The organism is Aeromonas mytilicola subsp. aquatica (assembly GCF_044336385.1).
Classification (GTDB): domain Bacteria; phylum Pseudomonadota; class Gammaproteobacteria; order Enterobacterales; family Aeromonadaceae; genus Aeromonas; species Aeromonas rivipollensis.
The window spans coordinates 748,795-773,183 of the sequence record NZ_CP172298.1; the positions used below are offsets into that span (position 1 = coordinate 748,795).

27 protein-coding genes are annotated in these 24,389 nt (G+C 59.1%); 6 read left to right on the forward strand and 21 right to left on the reverse strand.

Annotated features, from left to right (window positions below; all coding sequences use genetic code 11):
- Positions 1-527: 527 nt before the first annotated feature.
- The 14 genes from ACFWHB_RS03725 to ACFWHB_RS03790 all read right to left on the reverse strand — a co-directional run bounded on the left by ACFWHB_RS03725 (position 528) and on the right by ACFWHB_RS03790 (position 13,473).
- The gene (locus ACFWHB_RS03725) at positions 528-704 is read right to left on the reverse strand and encodes a hypothetical protein (RefSeq protein WP_395949483.1); all 177 of its coding nucleotides are present in this window, start codon (positions 702-704) and stop codon (positions 528-530) included.
- A 556-nt stretch (positions 705-1,260) separates the two neighbouring features.
- Positions 1,261-2,423, reverse strand: a protein-coding gene (locus tag ACFWHB_RS03730; protein ID WP_395948442.1) for an IS3 family transposase whose coding sequence is annotated in 2 segments (ribosomal slippage) — positions 1,261-2,168 and positions 2,168-2,423 — 1,164 coding nt in all. Because the reading frame shifts where the segments join, the coding sequence is not laid out codon by codon here.
- A gap of 55 nt (positions 2,424-2,478) precedes the next feature.
- Positions 2,479-2,865 (reverse strand): hypothetical protein, encoded by a 387-nt coding sequence (locus tag ACFWHB_RS03735; RefSeq protein WP_395949484.1) that lies wholly within the window; start codon positions 2,863-2,865, stop codon positions 2,479-2,481.
- Between the two features lie 116 nt (positions 2,866-2,981).
- Complete coding sequence (locus ACFWHB_RS03740) at positions 2,982-3,989, reverse strand: hypothetical protein (protein ID WP_395949485.1); 1,008 nt, start codon at positions 3,987-3,989, stop codon at positions 2,982-2,984.
- Between the two features lie 94 nt (positions 3,990-4,083).
- The gene (locus tag ACFWHB_RS03745; protein WP_395949486.1) at positions 4,084-4,758 is read right to left on the reverse strand and encodes a DUF4145 domain-containing protein; all 675 of its coding nucleotides are present in this window, start codon (positions 4,756-4,758) and stop codon (positions 4,084-4,086) included.
- A 731-nt stretch (positions 4,759-5,489) separates the two neighbouring features.
- A complete protein-coding gene (locus ACFWHB_RS03750) occupies positions 5,490-7,118 on the reverse strand; it encodes a methyl-accepting chemotaxis protein (protein WP_395949487.1) in 1,629 nt (542 codons plus the stop codon).
- Positions 7,119-7,378: 260 nt separating this feature from the next.
- Positions 7,379-8,227 carry a TIGR03899 family protein gene (locus ACFWHB_RS03755; RefSeq protein WP_106885858.1) on the reverse strand — a complete coding sequence of 283 codons (849 nt, stop codon included), beginning with the start codon at positions 8,225-8,227 and terminating at the stop codon, positions 7,379-7,381.
- Positions 8,228-8,364: 137 nt separating this feature from the next.
- Positions 8,365-8,838 carry a DUF3299 domain-containing protein gene (locus ACFWHB_RS03760; protein ID WP_395949488.1) on the reverse strand — a complete coding sequence of 158 codons (474 nt, stop codon included), beginning with the start codon at positions 8,836-8,838 and terminating at the stop codon, positions 8,365-8,367.
- A 33-nt stretch (positions 8,839-8,871) separates the two neighbouring features.
- Positions 8,872-10,119, reverse strand: a complete 1,248-nt coding sequence (locus ACFWHB_RS03765; RefSeq protein WP_395949489.1) for an ABC transporter permease — start codon at positions 10,117-10,119, stop codon at positions 8,872-8,874.
- A 79-nt stretch (positions 10,120-10,198) separates the two neighbouring features.
- On the reverse strand, positions 10,199-10,885 hold the full coding sequence (locus ACFWHB_RS03770; RefSeq protein WP_163155865.1) for an ABC transporter ATP-binding protein: 687 nt from the start codon (positions 10,883-10,885) through the stop codon (positions 10,199-10,201).
- 4 nt (positions 10,886-10,889) lie between these two features.
- On the reverse strand, positions 10,890-11,462 hold the full coding sequence (locus ACFWHB_RS03775; protein WP_395949490.1) for a DUF2796 domain-containing protein: 573 nt from the start codon (positions 11,460-11,462) through the stop codon (positions 10,890-10,892).
- Between the two features lie 35 nt (positions 11,463-11,497).
- On the reverse strand, positions 11,498-11,788 hold the full coding sequence (locus ACFWHB_RS03780; protein ID WP_395949491.1) for a hypothetical protein: 291 nt from the start codon (positions 11,786-11,788) through the stop codon (positions 11,498-11,500).
- 43 nt (positions 11,789-11,831) lie between these two features.
- Positions 11,832-12,374: a YtfJ family protein gene (locus tag ACFWHB_RS03785; RefSeq protein ID WP_025328206.1), complete on the reverse strand. Its 543-nt coding sequence runs from the start codon at positions 12,372-12,374 to the stop codon at positions 11,832-11,834.
- A gap of 220 nt (positions 12,375-12,594) precedes the next feature.
- Positions 12,595-13,473 (reverse strand): hypothetical protein, encoded by an 879-nt coding sequence (locus tag ACFWHB_RS03790; RefSeq protein ID WP_111910454.1) that lies wholly within the window; start codon positions 13,471-13,473, stop codon positions 12,595-12,597.
- A 123-nt stretch (positions 13,474-13,596) separates the two neighbouring features.
- On the opposite strand from ACFWHB_RS03790, the gene ACFWHB_RS03795 reads away from it, so the two are divergent.
- The gene (locus tag ACFWHB_RS03795) at positions 13,597-13,947 is read left to right on the forward strand and encodes a hypothetical protein (RefSeq protein ID WP_174218658.1); all 351 of its coding nucleotides are present in this window, start codon (positions 13,597-13,599) and stop codon (positions 13,945-13,947) included.
- Between the two features lie 27 nt (positions 13,948-13,974).
- Here ACFWHB_RS03795 and ppa read toward each other — a convergent pair whose 3' ends face one another.
- Entirely contained in the window at positions 13,975-14,505 is a 531-nt protein-coding gene (ppa, locus tag ACFWHB_RS03800) for an inorganic diphosphatase (RefSeq protein ID WP_005329022.1), read from the reverse strand.
- Positions 14,506-14,738: 233 nt separating this feature from the next.
- Here ppa and mpl point away from each other — a divergent pair, with 233 nt between their 5' ends.
- Complete coding sequence (gene mpl, locus ACFWHB_RS03805) at positions 14,739-16,103, forward strand: UDP-N-acetylmuramate:L-alanyl-gamma-D-glutamyl-meso-diaminopimelate ligase (protein ID WP_395949492.1); 1,365 nt, start codon at positions 14,739-14,741, stop codon at positions 16,101-16,103.
- Positions 16,100-16,711, forward strand: coding sequence for a flavin prenyltransferase UbiX (locus tag ACFWHB_RS03810; protein ID WP_392415141.1), 612 nt, complete (start codon positions 16,100-16,102; stop codon positions 16,709-16,711). Before mpl ends, ACFWHB_RS03810 begins: the two co-directional genes overlap by 4 nt.
- Positions 16,712-16,790: 79 nt before the next feature.
- Here ACFWHB_RS03810 and ACFWHB_RS03815 read toward each other — a convergent pair whose 3' ends face one another.
- Entirely contained in the window at positions 16,791-17,405 is a 615-nt protein-coding gene (locus ACFWHB_RS03815) for a TetR/AcrR family transcriptional regulator (RefSeq protein WP_025328201.1), read from the reverse strand.
- A gap of 201 nt (positions 17,406-17,606) precedes the next feature.
- On the opposite strand from ACFWHB_RS03815, the gene hpt reads away from it, so the two are divergent.
- The 3 genes from hpt to ACFWHB_RS03830 all read left to right on the forward strand — a co-directional run bounded on the left by hpt (position 17,607) and on the right by ACFWHB_RS03830 (position 19,937).
- The gene (gene hpt / locus ACFWHB_RS03820; RefSeq protein ID WP_025328200.1) at positions 17,607-18,137 is read left to right on the forward strand and encodes a hypoxanthine phosphoribosyltransferase; all 531 of its coding nucleotides are present in this window, start codon (positions 17,607-17,609) and stop codon (positions 18,135-18,137) included.
- Between the two features lie 112 nt (positions 18,138-18,249).
- Complete coding sequence (locus ACFWHB_RS03825) at positions 18,250-19,167, forward strand: ABC transporter ATP-binding protein (RefSeq protein ID WP_106885867.1); 918 nt, start codon at positions 18,250-18,252, stop codon at positions 19,165-19,167.
- Positions 19,164-19,937 carry an ABC transporter permease gene (locus ACFWHB_RS03830; RefSeq protein WP_025328198.1) on the forward strand — a complete coding sequence of 258 codons (774 nt, stop codon included), beginning with the start codon at positions 19,164-19,166 and terminating at the stop codon, positions 19,935-19,937. The genes ACFWHB_RS03825 and ACFWHB_RS03830 overlap by 4 nt, the downstream gene beginning before the upstream one ends.
- Positions 19,938-19,993: 56 nt before the next feature.
- On the opposite strand, the gene ACFWHB_RS03835 is transcribed toward ACFWHB_RS03830, so the two are convergent.
- The 5 genes from ACFWHB_RS03835 to pcnB all read right to left on the reverse strand — a co-directional run bounded on the left by ACFWHB_RS03835 (position 19,994) and on the right by pcnB (position 24,284).
- A complete protein-coding gene (locus tag ACFWHB_RS03835) occupies positions 19,994-20,341 on the reverse strand; it encodes a putative quinol monooxygenase (RefSeq protein WP_163155876.1) in 348 nt (115 codons plus the stop codon).
- 94 nt (positions 20,342-20,435) lie between these two features.
- Positions 20,436-21,302, reverse strand: coding sequence for a pantoate--beta-alanine ligase (gene panC, locus ACFWHB_RS03840; RefSeq protein ID WP_395949493.1), 867 nt, complete (start codon positions 21,300-21,302; stop codon positions 20,436-20,438).
- A gap of 188 nt (positions 21,303-21,490) precedes the next feature.
- Positions 21,491-22,285, reverse strand: a complete 795-nt coding sequence (gene panB / locus ACFWHB_RS03845; RefSeq protein ID WP_106885869.1) for a 3-methyl-2-oxobutanoate hydroxymethyltransferase — start codon at positions 22,283-22,285, stop codon at positions 21,491-21,493.
- Positions 22,286-22,303: 18 nt separating this feature from the next.
- Positions 22,304-22,801: a 2-amino-4-hydroxy-6-hydroxymethyldihydropteridine diphosphokinase gene (gene folK / locus ACFWHB_RS03850; RefSeq protein ID WP_106885870.1), complete on the reverse strand. Its 498-nt coding sequence runs from the start codon at positions 22,799-22,801 to the stop codon at positions 22,304-22,306.
- Between the two features lie 10 nt (positions 22,802-22,811).
- Entirely contained in the window at positions 22,812-24,284 is a 1,473-nt protein-coding gene (gene pcnB / locus ACFWHB_RS03855; protein WP_162520155.1) for a polynucleotide adenylyltransferase PcnB, read from the reverse strand.
- Positions 24,285-24,389: the final 105 nt, after the last annotated feature.

Sequence of the window (24,389 nt, forward strand, 5' to 3'; positions counted from 1 at the left end):
CAAATAAAGTGCAGGCGCGGGTCGCAAGGGCAAAGCGACCCTCTTTGCCTGAGCGAGTCATGGAATCGGCGCACATCTGGCAAGCGACCTGTGGCCGATAAGTGGGCCACAACAAGCATTTGTGTGCTGGCGGCAGCCACTATAGGCAAAAATGTTGTCATCAGCGAAAACACCATAAATCCAGCTTATAGTGGCACCGGCGAGCCTTGAGCCACCTCAAGGCGGCTAATATCAACCCCACAAAGGGATTTTCCGATCCTTGCTGATGCCGTGGTGGGGTTATTCGCGATTGTTCGAATACGCTGCGCTATTCGAACCTACGGGCTGCGCCATATTGGAACGCATATAAACAGCAATATTGCGTGATTTATCTGATAAGTTGCCGAATGCCAAGTTTAGTGGCGGTTTGTAAGTTGACGGTTTTGCGCGAACAATTAGCGTAGCCAATGCGTAAAAACGGCGACTTAGAAATTGTCCAGCACGCACAGCGTGCGAACTAGAACGCCTTGTTAGGCGATGTACATTGATCAGATTTTCTCTGCAAGGCTCTTTAGCTTTTTACTCATTTTTGAAATGTTTACTTGTGCTTTTTCGTCGTTATTAATTTTCATTGCAGTTGCGTAATGTACTACTGCCTCATAGGATGCTTTGTCCGTTACTTCATACCAGCCAGATTTATATTTAAATTTTCCGTCTGCAACCATTTGAGCTCGGTCTGGATAGTTCTCTACGCGTTTTTTATGAGGTACTTGAGTTCGTTGATTTCTTCGCTATTTAGTGGCATTCAGGTTCTCCTTTTTGCCTAACGCCGCCAACACGGGCCGAGCGTAGCGAGGTCCAGCCCAATGAGCTTTTTGCGTTGGGCGACTGTGCTTGGCATGGTTAGCTTTTTTTAAGCTTTCCATTATCCCAGAATCGAAAGCTTGTAGTATCTACTACTGCTTTTTTTGCATGATTAAAAGCCACCTTTGAAGTTCTCCCCCCGAGATACATGGAAAGAAAGTAGGTTTGTGCAAATTGCGACGCTATTGCTCCATGAACAGAGTGAAATGGTGCAGCGATGTCCTCGCACATGGCGGTTTTTGAGAACGGTTTTGAAAACCTTGCTTGCCCGGTCTTGCAACACAAAAATAGAAAATGTTTTTTAGGAGCCCCCCTTACCTTAAGCGCTTCGCCTAGCTTTTCTGCATTAACCCATTCATCAACACCAAAATAAACTGCATCATCTCGACCATGGCCGATAAATACGACATATAGTGGTCAACTAAATCCGGACACTTGGTTAGGCCGATCCTCGGCTTTTGCTGGCGCGCTCCCGTCATTGTGTTGATGTGGACGCCGCCAGTTGTAGTAATCCATCAGGTAATAGCTGATATCCCGCTTCGCCTCCCGCAGGTTCATATATCCCGTTGTCGGGAGCCACTCTGTCTTCAGACTCCTGAACAACCGCTCCATCGGTGCATTATCCCAACAGTTGCCACGCCGACTCATGCTCTGGGTCATGCGATGGCGCCACAGCCGCTGCCGAAATGCCCGGCTGCCATATTGGCTGCCTTGGTCTGAGTGAAACAGCACACCTGATGGGCAACCCCGCTGCTGATAGGCCATCTCGAGCGCTTTTATTGCCAGCTCTGCATCAGGCTTGTCAGACATCGCCCAGCCCACGACTCGGCGGGCATAAAGGTCGAGCACCACCGCCAGGTAATTCCAACGACCACCTGCCCAGACGTAGGTGATATCGCCACACCACACCTGATTGGGTTGTTGGACATCAAATTCACGGGCCAGCAGATTGGGAATATCCGGTCGTTCAGACCGGGCGACCTGATAGCGATGAGCGCCCGGTTGCTTGGATACCAGACCGACCTCCTTCATCAGACTGCGCACTTTGAATCGGCCAATCTGATGCCCCAGCGCTCGCATCATCGACATCAAGGCGCGGCTGCCCGCTGAGTTCCGGCTCTCTTTGAACAAACGGCGCAACTCGCTGCGTTGCTGCATCCGCTCACGGTTAATCGTCCGCTTGCGGGCCAGATAGTCGTAAAAACAGGATGTTGGCACATCGAAAGCGCAGCAGACCAGAGTGATGGGGGCTTGCTCCCTTAATCGGTCTATCAGCGCGTACGTTTGAACTCGTCCGCCATCAAGAGAGCAGTAGCCTTTTTTAGAATGTCCTTTTCGCGCTCGAGCTGGTTGATGCGGGCTTCCAGCTCCTGGATTTTCTGCTGCTCCGGGGTCAGCGCTTTGCCGATTGGGGTGGTGCCGGTTCGTTCGGATTGGAGCTGCTGAACCCATCGGCGAAGTATGGTTTCACCGACATCCAGTGAACGGCTGGCTTCGGGGACAGAGTATCCCTGGTCGAGTACCAGGGATGCGGCTTCGAGTTTGAATTCAGCAGTAAATGAGCGACGTAATCTGGTCATTGAACACCTCAAGTCATGGTGGCGACTGTACCACCTAAAATGGTGTCCGGGATGATTAGACCACTACAACATGACTTATTTCAGATTGCTCTTCTTTCCAAAACTTTACTAGCTCCGGCAATGATCTAACTTTTATACCAAGAGCTTCCTCTTCCGATAACAATAGTCTTAGATGATGTAGCGTTGTTTTGTAAAGAGGGTCAATCAGAAGCAGTTCGCTTTTATAGTCGCCCATAGCTACAACTAATGCCTTAATCTTCTTCTTTGCGAACGATACAGATATCCATTCAGAAGTAGCTCCCCCCGGGAGATCAACCTTTATTTTACTATGACCTCGGTCTACCACACTCGTGCAGTAAAAAGATGAGAAACCGTCTTGCTCTAAGCCGATATTGGAGCGCGGTATATATACGCTGTCTCCAATATTTATTCCATTGGCCAAAATTTACTCCTTACAGAAGCTCACGCCGCCAGCAGCGGCAAAAATTTGATGGCGCTTTTATTGCGCCACTTGCAAGAAAAGTGACAGAAAGTTTTTGTCCGATTTGACTGGCCTTGTTATACGACGCCACAAGTCTCCTTTAAACCTTCACTCAATTTTTTTAGAGTTACTAGCAGGGCTTCAACGTCCTTCTTTGAGATGACGATTCGTTGACCTACCTTATAAAAAGAATCACCAGACTTAGTAATATACCTATCATCCACGATTCCTTCGCTATGAGCCAGCAAGTGTCGTTTTTGGAAGAGTATATTTAGTTCAGTCATTTCAGCAGAGGCTAGCCAATCGCTATACGTTTTACCAAGAGCGCTTGCCCATAAATTACCACCTTGTTCAAGCCTTTGAAATGCATTAAATGGAGCTTTTCCAAATGGTTCATATAAGCCTTCACATAGTTTCTGAAATGCCACAACACCATCAGAAATACTGGTTTCCAATAAAGAGCGACAAGTTAATTCGGCTTCATCCTTATTTGACGCTTCGATTGGCGCCTTCCTCACTACATCGATGTTATCCGATTTAGCCTTAATTTTCCTTAGTGAGTCGCTAAATGTTTTTGTTACAGAATTATGTCCACATGCAGGGCAGAAATAAGCACTCCCTAAAACTGAGAAACGTGAATCACACTTCTCGCACTTAATGTCCAACTCCATTGCTTCAGCAGCCTTCACTGGAATAGTAAATGTCCTACTGCTTGAACCCTTGTATTTCATGCTAATTGAGACAAAACTATTTTTAGATTGGCTGCGGTTAAACTTTTTAGCCATATCAGAAAGCGATTTACCTATTAAGCCTTTTACTACATTAAAAGCTTCTTCTTTAGCATGTTCGATCTGAGAAATTGTAAACCAGTGATCTGCTGGGGCTTCATGCCCACACATTGGACACCAAACAGCTTCATCTCTAAAAATATTAATCCAGTCGTCACTATTCACTTTAAAAAGAAATTCACACTTTTCCGATGGGCATTGTTTATCTATATAGCCCTTCTCATCAGTATCTATTCCTACAGATACAGATACAGATACAGATTTCAGGTTTTCAAGGTCTTTAAAGGAATCTGACATTCACTCCACTCCGTTGAAAGTCGTATAACGCCTGAATTAAGCCGAACCGAGAAGCGGCTTTGGTTTGAATGAATTGTTAGCGCTCATGCGACGCTCAGGCCTTTTTGGCAGACGCGGCTGCGACTAATGCGCCCATTCTTGCTTTTCTTTCCTCTCGGCCTACGTACCACTCCTTAAATAGAGTTTCTATCAATCCGATCAAAAGCTCCGCCTCTTGCGGGTCAACATCAACGATTAAGTTGATGTCCTTCTCCATGTGAGCGCCAATGTTCCCTAGCTTTCTGAGTGCATCAATTGCACCCCAAGTGAGCGGATCGACTCGATCCTTGATTTGGTCGATTTCATCGACGAGTCGACCTGGTTTTACTTGCCAGAAATCTCGCACAACTCCTTGAAGGCACCGTCTGGACAACGTGGCCGACGCTTTGGGGCTGAGATCTCTGATGTAGCAGGCTTCTTGGTAGTCGCCGAGGATCGTTCTGGGAATGTATGACGGGAAACTTCTTGCGCTGGATGACGGGACTAGATTCCACGACTGGAGCGTCTGGCCAAGAATCTCGGTGCCTTGAGCGCTCTGGCTCTCACGCAAGTCTGCGGTCAACGTAAACTTTCGACAGTCAGGGTTTGGGCAAATGATGAATGTCGAAATCAAGCTGCGACGCCCGTCTGCGTTCTCTTGCCATAGCGTATGTCGGTTCGTGGTGGTCCGGTTTTCAGTGATGGTCACTGCCCTGTCGCAGTGTGGGCATATCCAGTTGAAGTCGCGCATAACTCTCCTCTGAGCGCTAACAGTGATTAGATGGAAGGCGGTACTAACACGTTAATACCGCCTTCCATCTAACTCCGCTCCACCCTGATGCAGGGCATGAGAAATGATACTTTAAATCAATGGCTTATATGTATATCTCTGAAGCTGAACGCGTTAACTTGACTTCCTCTTTTTACGCAACCATTACCACTGTTTAGAAAGACAGCGAAGGTATTGGTCATGGCGATCGCCAGCAAGGCTACCGCCCCTGAATTTCAGCCTCCAGCCTGCTGCGCTTTCCCTGCGGTGTGGCTCCGGTCTGGTTCATGGCTGCTCCGACAAGAGGGGATTTGATGGTCATGTTACCGAACGGAGCTAGTTAGGGAAGAGGGATCGGGCGATTTCTCGGGCAAGATCAATAAATTGAGGGGCCAGCGGGTTATGTTCGAGGGGGGATGGGGTGGTGATGGGGTATCTTAACTCTCCCAAGGTTCAACGGTATCGGGGCGGGATAGTGAAATCGGGACAGCCACCCTGTTGAGTGCCATGTCGCACTGCGGCCATTCAAAAAGCGGCAAGGGTAAGCCGGTGGCAGCACGAGTGGATAAGCGGCTGGCCGCCTTGTAACAGCGGAGCTGGATCTAGGGTGCTTCCCCAGCCCCATAATGTCGATGGGCCCGTCTCTCACGAGGCGGGCCCATGCTTTTTTGTATTAGCGCACGGTCTTTAGGTCTGGTTTGCTCCGTTGAGGCTTAGCGTGCCAGCAGGGGTTGGCCGTCAGGCAAGGACGTACCGACGGTATGGGCTGCGGGATGCTGCTGGAACTGGCGTACCAGCCTCTCCAGCTCGCCGAGTTGGCGCACCAGCTGGACTATGCCCTGCACGGCGTGGCGGCTGCCCAGGCTGGAGTCGTCGGCCAGGGTCTTGATGCTGAGCACGCTGCGGTCTATGTCGGCGGTGACCTGGGATTGCTCCTGCACCGCCTGGGCTATCTGGTTGCTGCCGGCGGCCACCTGCAGCAGGCGATCGCTGATCTGTTGCAGTACGTCGCCGGTGGCGGCGGCCTTGAGGCGGCAACTGGCGGAGCGCTGCTCTCCCTTCTCCATCGCCTGCTCCGCATCCCCGGCACTGGCCTGCAGCAGGCTGATCATCTTCTGGATCTCGCCGGTGGAGGATTGGGTCTTGATGGCCAGGGTGCGGATCTCGTCCGCCACCACCGAGAAGCCGCGACCCGCCTCGCCAGCCCGTGCCGCCTCGATGGCGGCGTTGAGGGCCAGCAGGTTGGTCTGGTTCGCGATGTTGTTGATGACGTCCAGTATGCCGTCGATGGCCCGGCACTGGGTGGCGAGGGTGTTGATCACCCCCTTGGAGGTCATCAGCTCGCCGTGCATCCCTTCCACCTCTTCGATGGTCTCCTGCACGCGGAGGTTGCCCTCCCTGAACAGGCCGGCGGTCTCATCGAGCCGATCGGAGGCGGCGGTCGAGCTGTGGGAGACCTCGCGGATGGATTCCGCCATCTGGGTGATGGCAGTCGCCACCTGGTTGGTCTGGGCCTGTTGCTGCTGCAGGTTGTCGGTGATGGTCTCGGCGTTGTGCAGATCCGTCTGGGCGGATGTCAGGATCTGCTGGCAGGTCTGCTGGGTGCGGGCCAGCACCGCATTGAACTCCGCCTGGTTCATCTGCATGGCGAGCTCGACGGCGGCGAGGCGATCGACCCGGCCTGTGTAGAGCAGCTGCATCAGCGGGTTGTCGAAGCGGCTGCGGGCCAGGGTTTCCAGCCGCGCGAGACGGCGGGAGAGGGCTTGGTTGATGACGAGCGCCAGCATCAGGGACAGGGCGCCGAGCAGAAGGGGCCAGCCAGGGCCCTGCTGATAGCCGAGGGCAACCAGGGCTGCCAGGCAAGGCAGCAGGCAGAGGAGGATCCCCAGGGAGTGGGAGCAGGGGGGCAGGCGCAGGGCCAGCGGTGTCTTGCCGCTGCGCATCTCTTCATAGACCCGCTCCGCCCGCTGCTTGACAGTGTCGTCCGGCGCAGTGCGCACCGACTGGTACTCCACCACCTTGCCGCTCGCATCCTGGATAGGGGTGACAAAGGCGTTGACCCAGTAGTGATCCCCGTTCTTGCAGCGGTTCTTGACCGGGCCCATCCAGCTCTTCTTCTGGCGCAGGTGGGCCCACATGTCGGCGAAAGCCTGGGGTGGCATGTCGGGGTGGCGGACCAGGTTGTGCGGCGATCCCTGCAGCTCCTTCAGGGTGAAGCCGGCGATCTGGCAGAACTCGTCGTTGGCATAGGTGATGCGACTCTCCAGATCCGTGGTGGAGATCAGGTTCTGATGCTCCGGGTAGAGGCGCTCACGCTGGGTAACGGGTTGATTGACTCTCATGGCGGCTTCCGACTGTGGCGGGATGATGAGTCCCGACAATTTGGGACTAGTAGTCCCAGTGCAAGCCGTGCACCAGAGTGCCAGGAAACGCTTAAATTGCGTGCAAAATGCATCTTATTCGCCCAAACCCCGGAGATTGACGAAAACGGCCCGGCCCGGCGTCTCCGCCTGCTGAATCGATTCGCTTTTTGGGAGCCGTTTTGGCAACGGCGTGACGGGTTTCGCAATTTGGCAAGGCGGGGCCGGGGCGCCCGCCGGGATCAGCTGGGGAGATCAGGCTCGCCGGCCGGGGCCAGCATCAGGGTCTCTATCTGCAGGTTGGTCGAGAGCAGTGTCTTCAAGTCCTGCAGGTACTCCTCCAGGGGGGGCTCTTCCAGCAGCAGGGCAAGCTCGTTGCCTATGGGGGTGAGGCGGTAATAGAGCAGGGTGAGGTTGCTCTGGCGCTGGCGCAGGCGCCAGCGCTGGTTGCCGAAGGCCAGCTCGACCCCATCTGCAGGCAGGGGGCCGGATTCCAATTCGCCGCGGTGCATCAGGCCGAGATCGCACAGCAGCAGCAGGGCGCTGTAGGGGACCCGGTATTTGCCAAGCCCCATGCGGGTGACCTTGGCGCGGCTGAGCAGGCCAGCCCCCTTGTGCATGCCCAGCAGCAGGCGCTGTTCGTCGCTGCCCTCGTAGTGACAGGAGAGGGCGCAGATCCGCTGGAACAGCTGGGCTTCGCGCTGGGTCATCTCCTTGAGGGTGTTGAGGGCCCGGATGGAGAAGCGGCCCGGGGTCGCCACCTCCAGGGCGAAGATCCGCCCCCACAGCTGCTGCATGGGCACCATGCTGATGTCTTCGGCCAGTTGCAGGAAGCGGGTCAGCCAGTCGCTGTCCATCTCGCCGCCGGCCGCCGTCTCTTCGCAGTGGCGGGCGGCCATCACCATGATGGCCTCCAGATTACGCTGGCGGGCGGCCTGATCCGCCAGATGGCGGAAGGTGGCGCGCTGTTCGAAGGTGCTGTCGCTGTTGCGGGTCAGCATGCCGTCTATGCCGCGACTGCGGGCCAGGCGCAGGGTCTGCTCCTGGCTGCTCAGGATGGCACTCTCTTTCTTGGGGGGCAGGTCAGCCATGCTGGCTCCGTGATCGCAGGGTCTGGTGATGAATGTTACTCCAACCTGGCCCATGAACAATCCCTCAGGCGGGGGCGGCATCACCGGGCGGTCACAGGATAAAAAAATGGCCTCCCGCAGGAGGCCATCGGCGTGGCTTACTCTTCGTAGACGCTGACCTCGACCGCCTCCATGGAGTAGGAGGCGGTCGCCATCTCGTGGCTGGAGCTGACGGTGTGCATCTTGCCCTTGACCCAGATGGCGTCCCAGAGATCGTCCACCGGCGCCCCCTTGGGGTAGCTCACGTAGATCACCTGGTTGGTGGGGGGCGGCGGCACATGGATGCAGGCGCCGAAGTAGGGCACCAGCAGGAAGGCGGTGATGGTCTTGGCATCCCCCTCCAGCGGCACCACGAAGCCGGGGATCCGCACCTCCTGATTGTCCAGATTCTTGTTGACGCCCCCCACCGGCTGCGGCACCGACATGGGGTCTTCGTGATTGACCTGGGGCGGTGGCAGCAGCTTCTCCCCCTCCGGGATCAGCACGTCCCAGTCGATGGTCTTGTAATCGGCGGCCATGGCAGGCAGCACCAGCAGGCTGGCCAGCAGCGCCACTATCTTCCACTTCATCATCTGTCCTTCTCTCATTTTTATGCGGGCATGTCGCTAGATACGAATGCTCATGCCATCGCTCAGGCTGTAGCGGTAAGCGCGGGCGGCAGGGAGCAGGCCTATCACCATGCCCGCCAGCCACACCAGCCCCAGCAGTTGCCACTCGTAGGCGCTCGGCAGCCCCAGGCTCAGTTGCAGGCCATAGTGGCTGAGCAGCCAGGGGGTGGCAAGCCCCTGGCCGAGATAGAGCACGGCCACCCCGAGAGCGATGCCGAGGGTGGTCAGCGCCACCGCTTCCAGCGCCAGCAACAGGAAGAGGTGGGAGGGGCCCGCCCCCAGGGATCTCAATATGGCGAGCTCGCGGCGCCGCTCGTTGAGCCCCGCCAGCAATGTGGTCAGCATGCCGATGAGGCCAGCCACCACCACGAAACCGGCGATCACCGAGAGCGCCGTCTCCGCCACGCTCATCAGACTCCAGAGCTCCTGCAAGGCGGCCCCGGGCAGTATGGCCATCAGCGGCTCCCTGGGGTAGGTGTTGATGCTGCGCTGCAACTGGAACGCCAGAATGCGGTTGCTCAGGCCCACCATAAAGGCGGTGATGGTTTTCGGGGTGAGATCCAGTGCCAGCGCCTGCTCCGGGGTCACATTCTTGCTGTGACGGCCGGTGTCCCAGCCGAGGTGGATGGCCTCTATCCCCGCCAGCGGCACATGTATGGTGCGATCTATGGGAGTGCCGGTCGGTGCCAGTATTCCCACCACCTTGAACGGCAGGTTGTCGTGTTGGCTGAAGGAGGTGTTGCCGGCGCCGTGGGCGATGACGATGGCTTGATCCAGCTTGTAGCCGAGCTTCTGTGCCACCTGGGCGCCGAGCACCGCCTCGAACGGCGTGTCGAATGGCCGTCCTTCGCGCAGTTGCAACGACTGCTGCTGGCCGTACTTCAGATGGGTGAAGTAGTCGCCGTTGGTGCCGAGTACCCTGAACCCCTTGTGGGAGTCACCCAGGGAGAGGGGAATGGTCCAGGCGACGCCAGGCTTTGTCTTGATGGCCTGATAGGAGTCCCAGCCCACGTTGTTGGTGGGGTTGCCGATGCGAAACACCGAGTAGAGCAGCAGGTTCACCTGACCGGAGCGGGCGCCGACGATGAGATCGGTACCCGAGACAGTGTTGGAGAAACTCTCCCGGGCTTGCATTCGCACCCGTTCCACCCCGAGCAGCAGGGTGACGCTGATGGCAACGGCCAGCAGGGTAAGCCCGGCGGTGAGGCGGCGGGCCCAGAGACTTTGCAGGGCGAGTTTTAGCATGATGCCCTCCGTTTTTGAGCTTGTGATCTACCCAACCTTGCGGGGCTGGCCGGGCAGAGGCGCTGGTTTGCGGCTGTCATCATGCGGCCCTCCGGTTGAGCAGTTGCAGGTTCTCCACCCGGGGGAAGAGGGGCTCCAGATAGGGATCGTGGCTGACGAAGACGAGGGTCGAGCCCTGCTTGTCGCACTCTTCGAACAACAGCTTGATAAAGGCGGCCCTGTTGTCGGTATCCAGGGCCGAGGTGGGCTCGTCGGCGATCACCAGGGGCGGTGAGCCGATCAGCGCCCGGGCGGCGGCGACCCGCTGTTGCTGGCCGATGCTGAGGGCGTGAACGGGTCTGTGTAGCGCCTCGTCCGGCAGTTGTAGCTCCCCTAGCAGGCGGCGCGCCTCCTGTTCCGGGCTCCCCTGCAAGCGGGCGCGCTTCTCGGGGGAGAAGGTGAGGGCGGCGGTGACGTTGTCCAGCACCGAGAGAAATGGCAGCAGATTGAACTGCTGGAAGATGTACCCCAGATTAGCCGCCCGGAAGTGGTCACGGGCACGGCCGGAGAGCCGGGCCAATGGTTGGCCCAGCACCTCCAGGGTGCCGTGGTTGGCGGTCTGGATCCCGGCCAGCAAGCCGAGCAGGGTGGATTTGCCAGAGCCCGACGGCCCCTTGATAAACACCCGTTCCCCCTCGCTGATGCGCAGGGCGGGCAGATCGAGTACAGCCTCGCCACCTGGCCAGGCAAAGGCCAGATCGCGGATCTCAACCACGGCGTTTTTCATGGCGTTACCAGCTCAGCTTGTTGGCGGACGGGGTCAACTCGGCTGCGGTCTGACCGGTGGGCAGTATCCCCTGCACGCTCAGCTTCTCAAGGCTCGGATAGAGGCTGAACAGGGTCGCCTCAAGGCCATTGAGCTTGGCCGGGGTGGTGCAGGTGTAGGTATACATGGCTCCGAGATCGGCGTGACCCGCTTCGTCATGATGGTGTTCATGTTCGTCGTTGGCAGCCTTGTCATGGTCATGGTCATGGTCGTGATCCTCTTTGGCGGCCTGCAGCTCCTGCTGGGTCAGCTTGCAGCCGGCGGCCGGGTCCAGGCGAAACAGGGCGTCAGGCTGCTGGAGGCGGGTGACTGCCTTGGCGTATTGCGCCTTCTCTTCATCGCTCTTGGCGGCGTGCTCGAAACCCACCAGGTCGGCGGCGGGGGCCTGCAACTCGATCATCAGCTGGTTGCCGTCGACCACCAGATTGAGGTGGCCGTGGCCGTGCTCGTGGGCGCCATGGCTGTGGCTTTCGTGTTCGTCGTGATTTGCCTGGGCGCCGAAGGCGGCTGCGGCCAGCAACAGGGTGACTGCTTTCATCGTTAATCCTTTCGAAAAATTGATAAGAAACTGATTCAACGGAAGAAACAATGAAGGTATGGCGGGGCTCTGATGCGGCTATGGCCTGCTGTGGTGGGGGTGACATTCGGCAGGGGGGCGCCGACAAACAGCGCTATGGCAGAGGACGGAGTGGGGACAAAGGGGGTCGGGGTCAGTGCCAGCTTGCCATCCAGATGCAGGGCGCAGAGGGTGCAGGCATGGCTATGGTCGGGCAGGTCGGCTTCAAGCGGGTGCTGTGCCAGCGCCGGTTGCATCCACAACCAGCCCAGCAGCAACACCCAGATTGTCAACGTGGAACGACCCATAGACCCTTATGGAAAGGGCGCCATCAGCGCCCTTCTCTCTGATTCAGAGATGGGACTGGATGAGCCCCATCACCTTGGTTATCTCGGTGGCATCGAGCTGGCCATCTTTGGCAAACAGCACCTTGCCCTCTTTATCCAGCACTATGATGGCCGAACTCTCCGGCGCCAGATCCCAGGCGTTGCGGGCCATGCCCTTGGCATCCAGCACCATGGCGGACCAGGGGAACTCTTTCTTGCTGTCTTCGGCGCTGCTCTTCACAAAACCGGAGGTGCCCCAGATGGCGTCATTGCTGTTGATGATGGTGACCGTCTGGTACTTGTCATGGGGCAGCTTGGCCGCCTTGATCGCCTCTATCATGGGGGCGTTGAGCTCCTTGGCGCTGGAGCGACCCGCGATATGCTGGATCAGAAAGACCTTGCCGGTCAGTACCTTGCTTTGCCAGGGCTGATAGCTGATCTCTTTCTCCTTCAGCACAAGTTCGCCCTTGTCGCCGATGTTGACCAGCGGCACCTGGGCCGACTCCTTGATGTTGTGGGCCAGAACCAGGGTTGGCAGCAGCGCCAGGGTAAGTACGAGATGTTTCATCCGTATGACACTCCTTTGTTATGTTATAACGATTTTGGAATCGAGGGAATGGGACAACCCACATCCTAAACTGATCGGATCTGTTTAAAAAGTGTTAAATAAAAACGAGAGTTAACCCGGTCGCAGAAGCAATCTGCCCCTTAACGTGCGAATGGCGGCGGCAAGGATGGCATGGAGTCGATAAAAATCAACCGCTTGCCCATACACTCTGGCAGTGGACTCAATAGAGTGGCTCACTGATCAGGGGGATCTGGGCCATGGTCATCTGCTGGGCCAGCAGGGGGGAGCCGGTCAGCAGCACGTGGCGTTGGTTGTCTATTACCAGGGTATCCCCTTCCAGCCCGCTGTCGGCTGTGATGGCGAGCCAGGCCGGCGAGACGCTGCCGATACTGATGCCCGGATAGATGATGCTGAGGTTGTATTGCGGTGCCAGCTCGGCCAGCAGGCTGGCCATCAGCAGCGCCTTCTCGTCGCTGTCGGCCTTGTTGTCCTGCAGGGCCTGCAGGGGAGGGGCGAAGTGATCCATCTGTTCGGGTGGGGTGGGGATGGCGCTTAACCACTCCTGCAACAGGTTGACGCTGGTGGCCAGATCCTTGGCCGAGAACTGCCTGGCCAGGGGCTTGAGATCCCCCTTGAACTGGTAGAACAGCTGGGAGTAGTTGGGCCTCACGCAGGGGAGCTGGCGATTGGCCGGGTGCACGCAGGGCAGCACCCGCATCTCGTAGAAGGCATCTTCCTGATACTGCTCATAGGCCTGCCAGAACTGGGTGGATTCGAGGCTGTCGTCATGCAGGGTGAAGGCCTGCTCCAGATTGCGAAACTTGGTCGCCGTCTCCGGGCTGTTCTGGTTGATCTGGTTGATGCTGTTGTAGAGCCTGGGGCTGATGTAGGAGTAGAGGGTCTCCAGCGGATAGTTGAGGGAGGCATCGAGCAGCGTCATCTCGTGGCGGCTGGCCGAGAGGACCCGCTCGTCCGTGCTCAGTTGCAGGTGCTTGCGTTGACCGTCGGCTGATTGCCACTGCCAGCTCAGGTTGACCTCGTTGGCCATAGCCGCGGAGCCGAAGAGTAGACTCCACATCAGGCCTTGTGCCAGTTTCATGGTGTGCATCCTGCTTGGGTGATACTAAACAACTAGGTGAGCCGACGGAATTTGGATTGGTCTAGTGATGACGATATTGGTAATTATCTGATCCAGCTTTAAATTTAATCAGGGAAATAAGTCATGCGGGAAATAACCATGAAGCCTGTTTCAATGTGTTTGCTGATATTGCTCTCGTTGCCGGCACTGGCGGGTCAGGTGATCGTCAATCAGGGCATGTCCACGGCAGATACCTTCGCCCTGCGGGATCAGCTGGCACGGGAACATGAATGGCAGGAGTGGTTGCGGTTCCAGCAGGCCGTCAAGTGGCTGGAGGTGCTGCCGGTCAACTGCGATCTGGTGGGGGGCGCCGGGCAGGAATATCGCTGTGGTGACAACTATTACCGCCCCTATCGACAGAACGGGCGCGACCTCTATATCCAGGGGGATCCTCCCGGTCAGTCCCCGCAACGGCCAATAAAAAAGGCGCCATAGGCGCCTTTTTTATTGCGAGGGAGACGCTTACTTGGCAGCGTAACGCTCGGCAGAAGTCAGGATTTCGGCTTCGGCGGCGGCCTTGTCGCCCCAACCTTCCACCTTGACCCACTTGCCCGCTTCCAGCTCTTTGTAGCGCTCGAAGAAGTGCTGGATCTGGGCTTTCAGCAGCTCGGGCAGGTCGTTCACATCCTGGATGTGATCGTACTGCTTGGTCAGCTTGGAGTGCGGCACGGCCACGATCTTGGCATCTTCGCCAGATTCGTCGGTCATCTTCAGCACGCCAACCGGACGGCAGCGAATGACGGAGCCGGCCAGCAGCGGGTAGGGAGTCGGCACCAGCACGTCGACGGGATCCCCGTCCAGGGACAGGGTGGCGTTCACGTAACCGTAGTTGCACGGGTAGAACATAGGGGTGGACATGAAGCGATCAACGAAGATGGCACCGCTGTCCTTGTCGACTTCGTATTTGATCGGGTCGGCATTCTGCGGGATTTCGATGATGACGTAGATGTCGTCAGGCAGGCTCTTGCCAGCCGGTACCAGGTTCAGGCTCATGACGTTTCCTTTGAGTGTTGGAGTCAAGTTTGCAGGCCGACATTATAGCGATGTCCCGTCAAATGACCATATTTCGCAGGCAGGGGAGCGTGCTGGTGGATGCCGCGTCGCCTGAGGCCGTCCGATTTCTGTCGCCTTGCCGGGCCTGGCTGCGCTCTGGTCATGGTCGCGGCTTGTGCCACCGGGTCAAGAGACCCTAGAATGCGCACTCCCTTACTGGAAAAGGCAGCGGTATGCACATTCACATTCTCGGGATCTGCGGCACCTTCATGGGTGGTCTGGCGGTGTTGGCGAAACAGCTGGGCTATCGAGTCACCGGCTCGGATGCCAACGTCTATCCCCCCATGAGCACCCAGCTCGAGCAGCAAGGTATCGAGTTGACCGAGGGCTATGACCCCTCCCAGCTCGATCCGGCGCCGGATCTGGTGGTGATAGGCAACGCCATGAGCCGTGGCAACCCTTGCGTGGAGTATGTGCTGGATCGCAATCTGCCCTACATCTCCGGCCCCCAGTGGCTGCTGGAGCACGTGCTGCAGGATCGCTGGGTGCTGGCCGTGGCGGGCACCCATGGCAAGACCACCACCGCCAGCATGCTGGCCTGGGTACTCGAATACGCCAAGCTCAAACCCGGCTTTCTCATCGGTGGCGTGCCGGGCAATTTCCCGGTCTCCGCCCGCCTGGGGGACGCCCCCTTCTTCGTCATCGAGGCGGACGAGTATGACTGCGCCTTCTTCGACAAGCGCTCCAAGTTCGTCCACTACCATCCGCGTACCCTGGTGATGAACAACCTGGAGTTCGACCACGCGGACATATTCCCGGATCTCGCCGCCATCCAGCGCCAGTTCCATCACCTGATGCGCACAGTACCGAGCAACGGCCGGGTGCTCTTCCCCCAGGCCGATGACAACCTCACCGCCGTGCGCAAGATGGGCTGCTGGAGCGAGGTGGAGCTGGTGGGTCAGGACGACGCCAAGTGGAAGGCTGTCAAGCTGGCCGATGACGGCTCCGTCTTCGAGGTGTGGCTGGATGGGGTCAAGCAGGGCGAGGTGCACTGGGAGTGCATAGGCGAGCACAACGTCAACAACGGCCTGATGGCCATCGCCGCTGCCCGCCATGCCGGTGTCATGGTGGAGCACGGCATCGCCGCCCTCTGCCAGTTCAAATCCCCCAAGCGGCGGATGGAGCTCAAGGGCGAGGTGGCGGGCATCAGCGTCTATGACGACTTCGCCCACCACCCCACCGCCATCGAGACCACCCTCGGCGGCCTGCGTGCCAAGGTGGGTGAGGCCCGCATTCTGGCGGTGCTGGAGCCCCGCTCCAACACCATGAAACTGGGGGTGCACAAGGAGGAGCTGGCAGGTTGCTTCGACGGCGCCGACGAGGTGTTCTTCTTCCAGCCGGCGAGCATCGGCTGGGACCTTGGCGAGGTAACCGCCCACATGAGCCGTCCGGCTCAGGTGTTTGACGATCTGGAGGCCCTGATCAACCGGCTGGTGGCCGAGAGCCGCGCGGGGGATCATATTCTGATCATGAGCAACGGCGGCTTCGGCGGCATTCACGACAAGCTGATCGCCCGCCTCAAGCAAGGCACATCATGAACAAGCAGATCACCCTGGCGCTGACCGGCGCCTCCGGCGCTCCTTATGCCCTGCGCCTGCTCCAGTGTCTGGTGCAGGCGGACTATCAGGTCTATCTGCTCGCCTCTTCGGCCGCCCGGGTGGTGCTCAAGACCGAGCAGCAGCAGGAGTGGCCAGGCTCGCCGAAAGAGCTGTCGGCCTATCTCTGTCGCCAATATGGCGCCAGAGAGGGGCAGATAGTCGCCTGCGGCAAGGAGGAGTGGTTCTCGCCTGTGGCCTCCGGCTCGGCGGCGCCGAAACAGATGGTGGTCTGTCCCTGCTCCATGGGCACCGTCTCGGCCATCGCCAACGGCACCTCCGACAACCTGCTGGAGCGGGCGGCGGATGTGGTGATCAAGGAGCGCGGTCAGCTCATTCTGGTGCCCCGCGAGAGCCCCTTCTCGGCGATCCATCTGGAAAACATGCTGAAACTGGCGCGGCTCGGGGTGACCATAATGCCCGCCGCACCCGGTTTCTATCATGAGCCGAAAAGCATCGAGGATCTGGTGGACTTCATGGTCGCCCGCATCCTGGATCATCTGGGCGTCGAGCATGCGCTGACCGAGCGCTGGGGCTATGCCAAGTCCTGAGTCTGTGAGACGAAAGAGAGACAAACAAAAGCGGCGCCGACCTGAACAGTCCGGCGCCGCTTTTCATTGGCAGGGAGGATCAGACCACCTGGAGGGGCGCCGTCACGTACTTGAACAGAAAATCGGTCACTTCTTCCCGGCTCGGGCGCTGTGGCTGATTGATCATCTGCATCATGACATAGCCGAACCCGGTCAGGGAGCGGGCCAGATCCTGCGCCGACAGCACGCTCTGGATCTCGCCGCTGTCCATGGCCGCTTGCAGGTGGGGGGCGATGCGCTCCAGCGCCTTGTCCAGCAGGCGGGTGTAACGGGGCCAGACCTCTTCCCGTACCGACGAGCTCCATTCCAGCCAGATGCTGGCGTGGTCCGGTTTGTCATAGGCGGCGTCAACGAACAGCTTCACGTGGCGGTGGATGCTGTCCCTGACCGAGCCCTGGCCGTTGTACGCCTGCTCGAGGATCTGCTGCACAAAGCCTTCAATCTCGGCCAGCACTTCATCGACCAGATCTTCACGGGTGTTGAAATAGTTGAACACGGTGGCAACCGAGACTTTGGCCTGCTCGGCAATTTCGGCATGTCCCGCACGGCCAATGCCGCGACGGGAAAATACCTCGATGGCACATTCCATCAATTGATCACGACGAGCCTCCGGCGACAGCCGGGTCCGACGTCTTATTTCTGCGCGTGGTTCCATAGTTTTTTCATCTAATAGTTATTGATTATGGTGTTTATAGTATTGTCACCGATAATGCCCGAAGGCTTGCTAACTCTATCAATTAAAATAAGCCGATAAAAGCATCACGTATGCCTGACGCCTTCCGGTTGGAGTGGTAGAATCATCGGTTTTGATGTTAATGAACGGCCAATAACCCTTTGGCCATTATTGGAGTAAGTGATGAAACACAACGTCGAGGTGATGATCTCCGAGGCTGACGTCGCCGCCCGGATCGCCAAACTGGGTGAAGAGATCACCGCCCGTTACCAGGGCTCCGATGAAGTCGTGATGATTGGCCTCTTGCGCGGCTCCTGCGTCTTCCTGGCCGATCTCTGCCGTCAGTGCCAGCTGCCCATCACCCTGGATTTTATGACTGCCTCCAGCTATGGCTCCGGCATGCACAGCACCCGTGACGTGCGCATCCTCAAGGATCTGGATGACGACATCAAAGGCAAGGACGTGGTGATCGTCGAGGACATCATCGACACCGGTTACACCCTCAACAAGGTGCGCGAGATCCTCTCCCTGCGCGAACCTAAATCCCTCGCCATCTGCACCCTGCTGGACAAGCCGTCCCGTCGTGAGGTCCAGGTGCCGGTGGACTGGATTGGCTTCGCCATCCCGGACGAGTTCGTGGTGGGCTGTGGCATCGACTACGCCCAGAAGTACCGTAATCTGCCCTTCATCGGCAAGGTAGTGCCGCAAGAGTAAGCAAGGCTCGGACGTGGCAGGGCAGCTTGGCCGCCCGCCATCGACTGTCTTCAGGCGGCGCTAAAGCCGCCTTTTCTGTCTCGAGATGGGCTCATCCATCACAGGGGTTGCAATGAACGCATTGGAAATCAGCGGTCTGAAGAAGACCTATCAGGGGGGCGTCGAAGCCCTCAAGGGCATAGATCTCACCGTCAAGCAGGGAGATTTCTTCGCCCTGCTCGGCCCGAACGGGGCGGGCAAGTCCACCACCATCGGCGTGATCAGTTCGCTGGTGAACAAGAGTGCCGGCAAGGTCAAGGTGTTCGGTTACGACATCGACACCGATCTGGAGCTGGCCAAGGCCCAGCTCGGGCTGGTGCCCCAGGAGTTCAACTTCAGCCAGTTCGAGAAGGTGAGCCAGATTGTCACCCACCAGGCCGGTTTCTACGGCGTGCCAAGTGCCGAGGCCAAGGTGCGCGCCGAGAAGTACCTGCGTCAGCTCGATCTGTGGGACAAGCGCGACATGGCGGCCCGTACCCTCTCCGGCGGCATGAAGCGCCGGCTGATGATAGCCCGCGCCCTGATGCACGAGCCCAGGCTGCTGATCCTGGATGAGCCGACCGCCGGGGTGGACATCGAGATCCGTCGTTCCATGTGGAGTTTCCTCAAGGATCTGAACGAGCAGGGTGTCACCATCATACTCACCACCCATTACCTGGAAGAGGCCGAGATGCTGTGCCGCAACATCGGCATCATCGACAAGGGGCGCCTCATCGAGAACACCAGCATGAAGAACCTGCTCGGCAAGCTGGGGCGGGAGACCTTCCTGCTGGATCTGGTGCCCGGCAGTCAGGTGCCGACCCTGCCCGAATTCAACGGCCGCATGCAGGATGAGCACACCCTGGAGGTGGAGCTGGACAAGAGCCAGTCCCTCAACAGCCTGTTCGAGCAGCTCTCCGCCCAGGGGGTGCAGGTGCTGAGCATGCGCAACAAGGCAAACCGGCTGGAAGAGCTGTTCGTCAACCTGGTAGAGGAGGGTCGCAAAGCATGAATCCCATGACCTATTACATTGCCTTCAAGAGCATACTGGCCAAGGAAGTGAGCCGCTTTACCCGGATCTGGATCCAGACCCTGGTGCCGCCGGCCATCACCATGAGCCTCTACTTCGTCATCTTCGGCAACCTCATAGGGTCGCGCATCGGTGACATGGGGGGCTTCAGCTACATGGAGTTCATCGTGCCCGGCCTCATCATGATGTCGGTCATCACCAACTCCTACTCCAACGTCGCCTCCTCCTTCTACAGCGCCAAGTTCCAGCGCAACGTGGAGGAGCTGCTGGTGGCGCCTGTGCCCAACTACATCATCATCGCTGGCTATGTGGGCGGCGGCGTGGCCCGGGGCCTCTGTGTCGGTCTCATCGTCACCCTGGTCTCGCTGTTCTTCGTGCCGCTGCAGGTCCACCATCTGTTCAGTGTCTGCTTCACCGTGCTGCTGACCTCGATCCTGTTCTCCCTGGGGGGGCTGATCAACGCCGTGTTCGCGAAGTCGTTCGATGACATCAGCATCATCCCGACCTTCATCCTGACGCCGCTCACCTATCTGGGGGGAGTCTTCTACTCCATCAGCCTGCTGCCGCCGTTCTGGCAGGGGGTCTCCCAGGTGAACCCCATCATCTACATGGTGAACGCGTTCCGCTACGGCTTCCTCGGCATCTCCGACGTGCCGCTCGGCACCGCCTACCTCATCATCATCGGCTTCATCGTCGCCCTCTACGGGTTGGCCTGGTGGCTGATTTCCCGGGGTACCGGGCTGCGGCACTGAGTTGCAACCATGAAAAAGGCGCCGAAAGGCGCCTTTTTATGTGCTGAGGATCTGCCTCAGAGGGCAGGGGCATCATAGTCCGCCGGCTCGTCGCTGTAGACGCAGACGTTCCACTTGGCCGCCAGACCCTCTTCGGCCAGACAGTAACGCTCGAAGAAGGCCTTGATCTCGGCGCGCTGGCAGTGGGCCTCGAAGCAGGCCATGTCTTGCCAGATCTCGTTGAAGACGATGGGGAAGCTCTCCCCCTCGGCGAAGGGGCTGGCAATGTGGCGGGTGACTCTGTACTGCAGGCAGCCGTCCTCCCTCAGGGTGTTGGGCTCCAGCCCCTGCAAGACCTGGAACAGGGCCTGCTCCTTGCCCGGCTTGGGCAGGAACTGGGCGATGCAATAAACCTTCTTGGACATCTTTGTCTCCTTGCCGTGTCTCAACCCTGAAGGGTGACGACACTATTGTCGATAAGGCGGGCCTTGCCGGGGTAAGGGTCGGCCATCGGGACTGTCAGTCGTTGCTTGCGCTGATGAGGGTGACAACGCGGTTGTCGATGAGGCGTGCCTTGCCGAGATAGGCAGCCATCAGGATCACCAGCCGCTTGCTGGCGGCGCTGGCCGATTCGAGGGTGTCGGCGTCGACGATGTCGATGGCGTCCGTCTTGAATCCTGCGTTGTCGAGACGCTGGCTGGCCTGGGCCACCAGGGAGGGGAGGTGGTGGTTCCCCGCTTCAATCTGCTCGGCAATCCAGTTCATGGTGCGCGCGAGCTCGGGGGCCAGGGCTCGCTCGGCGGTGGTCAGGTAGCCGTTGCGCGAGGAGAGCGCCAGCCCGTCCTCGGCCCGCACAGTGGGCACGCCGACTATCTCGACCGGCATGGCCATGTCGGTCACCATCTTGCGAATGAGCGCCAGCTGCTGGTAATCCTTCTGGCCGAAGCAGGCCACGTCGGGCTGCACCAGGTTGAACAGCTTGGTGACGACAGTGCTGACACCACGGAAGTGGCCAGGGCGCAGCGCCCCTTCCAGCAGGCTGGAGAGACCCGGCACCTCGACGAAGGTCTGGCTGGCGAGCCCCTGGGGATACATCAGCTCCGGGGTCGGGGTGAACACCAGATCCACGCCGGCGGCCTGCAGGGCGGCGCAGTCCTGCTCCAGGGTGCGGGGATAGTTGGCGAGATCCTCGGCCTTGTCGAACTGCAAGGGGTTGACGAAGATGCTGACCACCACCTTGTCGCCGCGGCTGCGGGCCTCATCGACCAGGGTCAGATGGCCCTGGTGCAGATTGCCCATGGTGGGCACGAATGCGATGGCGTGGCCTTCGCGGCGCCATTGGCCGATCTGTTCACGCAGAGCGGCAGGATTGTTCACAACCAACATCAACAGTTCACCTTCGGATAGGTCAAAGAAACAGGGATTGAAAGGGCCAGTGTGGATGGCACGGGATAGTTCACGAGCAACATCACCAACAGTTCACCTTCGGATAGAACAAAGAAACAGGAATTGAAAGGGCCAGAGAGGGATGCGAAACGGGGGCTTAGCCCCCGTTGCGGTTCATGAGGCCTGGATCAGTTGAAGCAGTGCTCGGGACCGGGGAAGGTGCCCTCGCTGACCTGCTGCACATAGAGGCGGATGGCGGCGCGCATGTCACCCGTCTCGGCCAGGAAGTTCTTGGTGAACTTGGGCACATAGCCGGAGGTGATGCCAAAGGCGTCGTGCATCACCAGGATCTGGCCATCGGTGGCCGGGCCCGCGCCTATGCCGATCACCGGGATGCGCAGCGCCTTGCTGATGCGCTCGGCCAGAGCGACCGGCACGCATTCGAGCACCAGCAGCTGGATACCGGCCGCTTGCAGCTCCAGGGCTTGACGGTAGATCTCCTGGGCGTGGAACTCGTCGCGCCCCTGCACCTTGAAGCCGCCAAACACGTGGACGGATTGCGGGGTCAGCCCCAGGTGACCGCAGACAGGCACGCCGTTGCGGGTCAGGTGGCGAATGCTCTCGCACAGCCAGTCGCCCCCTTCCATCTTCACCATGCGGGCGCCGGCGGCCATCAGCCGGGCGGCGTTCTGGTAGGTCTGCTCGGGAGTGGCGTAGCTCATAAACGGCATATCCGTGATGACCAATGCCTTGCTGGTGCCACGCACCACGCAGCGGGTGTGATAGACCATCTCATCCATGCTGACGGCCAGGGTGTCGTCCCCGCCCTGCAGCACCATGCCGAGGGAATCACCGATGAGCAGCACCTGGGCGCCTTCGTCGTCGAACAGCTTGGCGAAGGTGGCATCATAGGCGGTGATGGCGGTGATTTTTTGTCCGTCCTGCTTCATCTTCTGCAGGTCGGTGATGGTGATCTTGCTCATTACGTTGCTCCTACTCGTCTACTCGCCCGTGGCGGCGGCAAGGATCTCGAGACCATTGCGCGGGCAGCGGGCAACCAGTTCGGTAAGCGGGGTGCCGCAGGGCAGCACCAGGGCGGGGGCGATTTCGGCAAGGGGCAGCAGGACGAACTCCCGCTCCTTCATGCCGTAGTGGGGAACGATCAGGCGTTCATGCTGGATGACTTGCTCGCCGTACAGCAGCAGATCCAGATCCAGGGTTCTTGGACCCCAACGCTCGTCCTTGCGCACACGTCCCTGTTCCCGCTCGATTTTCTGCAGTTGATCCAGCAAAGCCAGGGGGCCTAGCCGGGTATGAAGCCGCACCACGGCATTGACGTAGTCCGGCTGATCCGCAGGGCCCATGGGGCGGCTGCCGTAAAGCTGCGAGGCCTGTTGCAATTCGGATTCCGGCAGCCTGCCCAGGGCGGCGACTGCCTGTCTGGCCTGGGCGACGGGATTGCCCAGGTTGGATCCGATGGCAACGAAGACCTCGATCATCGGGTGGCCTTTATTCTGCCGCTTTCGGCTTGCGACGACGGGGGCGACGGCGGTTGCGGCTGTTGCTGCTGCGTTTCTCACCGTCTCCGCGTGGCTCGGCCGCCGGGGCGCGCTCACCGCTCGCCGGGCGACGGGTCGCTTCCCGTTGCAGTTGCGGACGCACATCCGGGTTGGAGGCCACATAGCGCTCCCACCAGCTGGCCAGCTCGCCGAGGCCGCGCTCGACCCGGTTGCGCAGCAGCAGGAAGTCAAAGGCTGCACGGAACTTCGGATGCTCCATGGCGCGCTCGGGGTGACGACCCTGACGACGGGTCAGGCGCTGTTGCAGGGCCCAGATGTCGCGTACGTCCGTGGTGAAGCGGCGCGGCACGGCGATGATCCGCACCTGGGCATCCAGCACCTCGTTGATGGCCAGCATGAAGGCGTCGTGCCAGGGCAGGCCGCTCTCGTTTTCCAGCACCCGGGCACGGGCCTCGACGGCGCCCCACAGCAGGGTGGCATAGAGGAAGGCCGGGGTGACACGCTTGTCTTCACGGACCCGGGTATCGGTGTCCATCAACGCCAGCTCGATGAACTGCTCGTAAGGCGAGTTGCCGTTGGGCGTAAACAGGGCGGCGACCTGGGGGAAAAGGGGCTGGAACAGCCCGTATTCGCGCAGCAGCTTGTAGGTGGCGAGACCGTCACCGGCCAGGAACAGCTTGAGGGTCTCCTCGAACAGACGGGCGGCCGGAATGTCCTGCAGCAGCGGTGCCAGTTCCCGGATGGGGGCGGCGGTGCGCGGGCTTATGGTCATCTCCAGCTTGGCGGCGAAGCGCACGGCGCGCAGCATGCGCACCGGATCTTCCCGGTAGCGGGTCTCGGGGTCACCGATCAGCTCCAGCTTGCGCTCGGCAAGATCCTCGATGCCACCCTCGAAGTCGTGCAGGGTGAAATCCTTGGCGCTGTAGTAGAGGGCGTTGACGGTAAAGTCACGGCGCTCGGCATCCTCTTCGATGGTGCCGTAGACGTTGTCGCGCAGCAGCATGCCTTCATCAGACTGGGCCGACACGTGCTTGCTGGTATTGACCTGATGGTGGTGACCACGGAAGGTAGCCACTTCGATCACGTCACGACCAAAGACGATGTGAGCCAGGCGGAAACGACGGCCGATCAGGCGGCAGTTGCTGAACAACGCCTTGATCTGCTCCGGCGTGGCATCGGTGGCGATGTCGAAATCCTTTGGTGTTCTCCCGAGCAGAATATCCCGGACGCCACCACCCACCAGGTAGGCTTCGTAGCCACCCTTGTTCAGGCGGTAGAGCACCTTGAGCGCATTCTCGCTGATCTCTTTGCGCGAGATGGGGTGCTGGTCACGGCTCAAGGTTCGGCGTTGACCGGCGACACGGGCTGGAATGGGAGACTCCATCGACTGCTCGCCGTCTTCCTTGCCGAGCACCTTGCGGCAAAAGTTTGCGATCTGGGAAAAAATGGTACACCTCTTCATGACTTCAAATTGACGGGAGGCCAAAAAATAGCGGCCTATCATAGCTCAGGCCCGACCAAATGAGAAACGCTGCGGTCTGCTTCCCCGATTCGGGCCAGGTCGTAC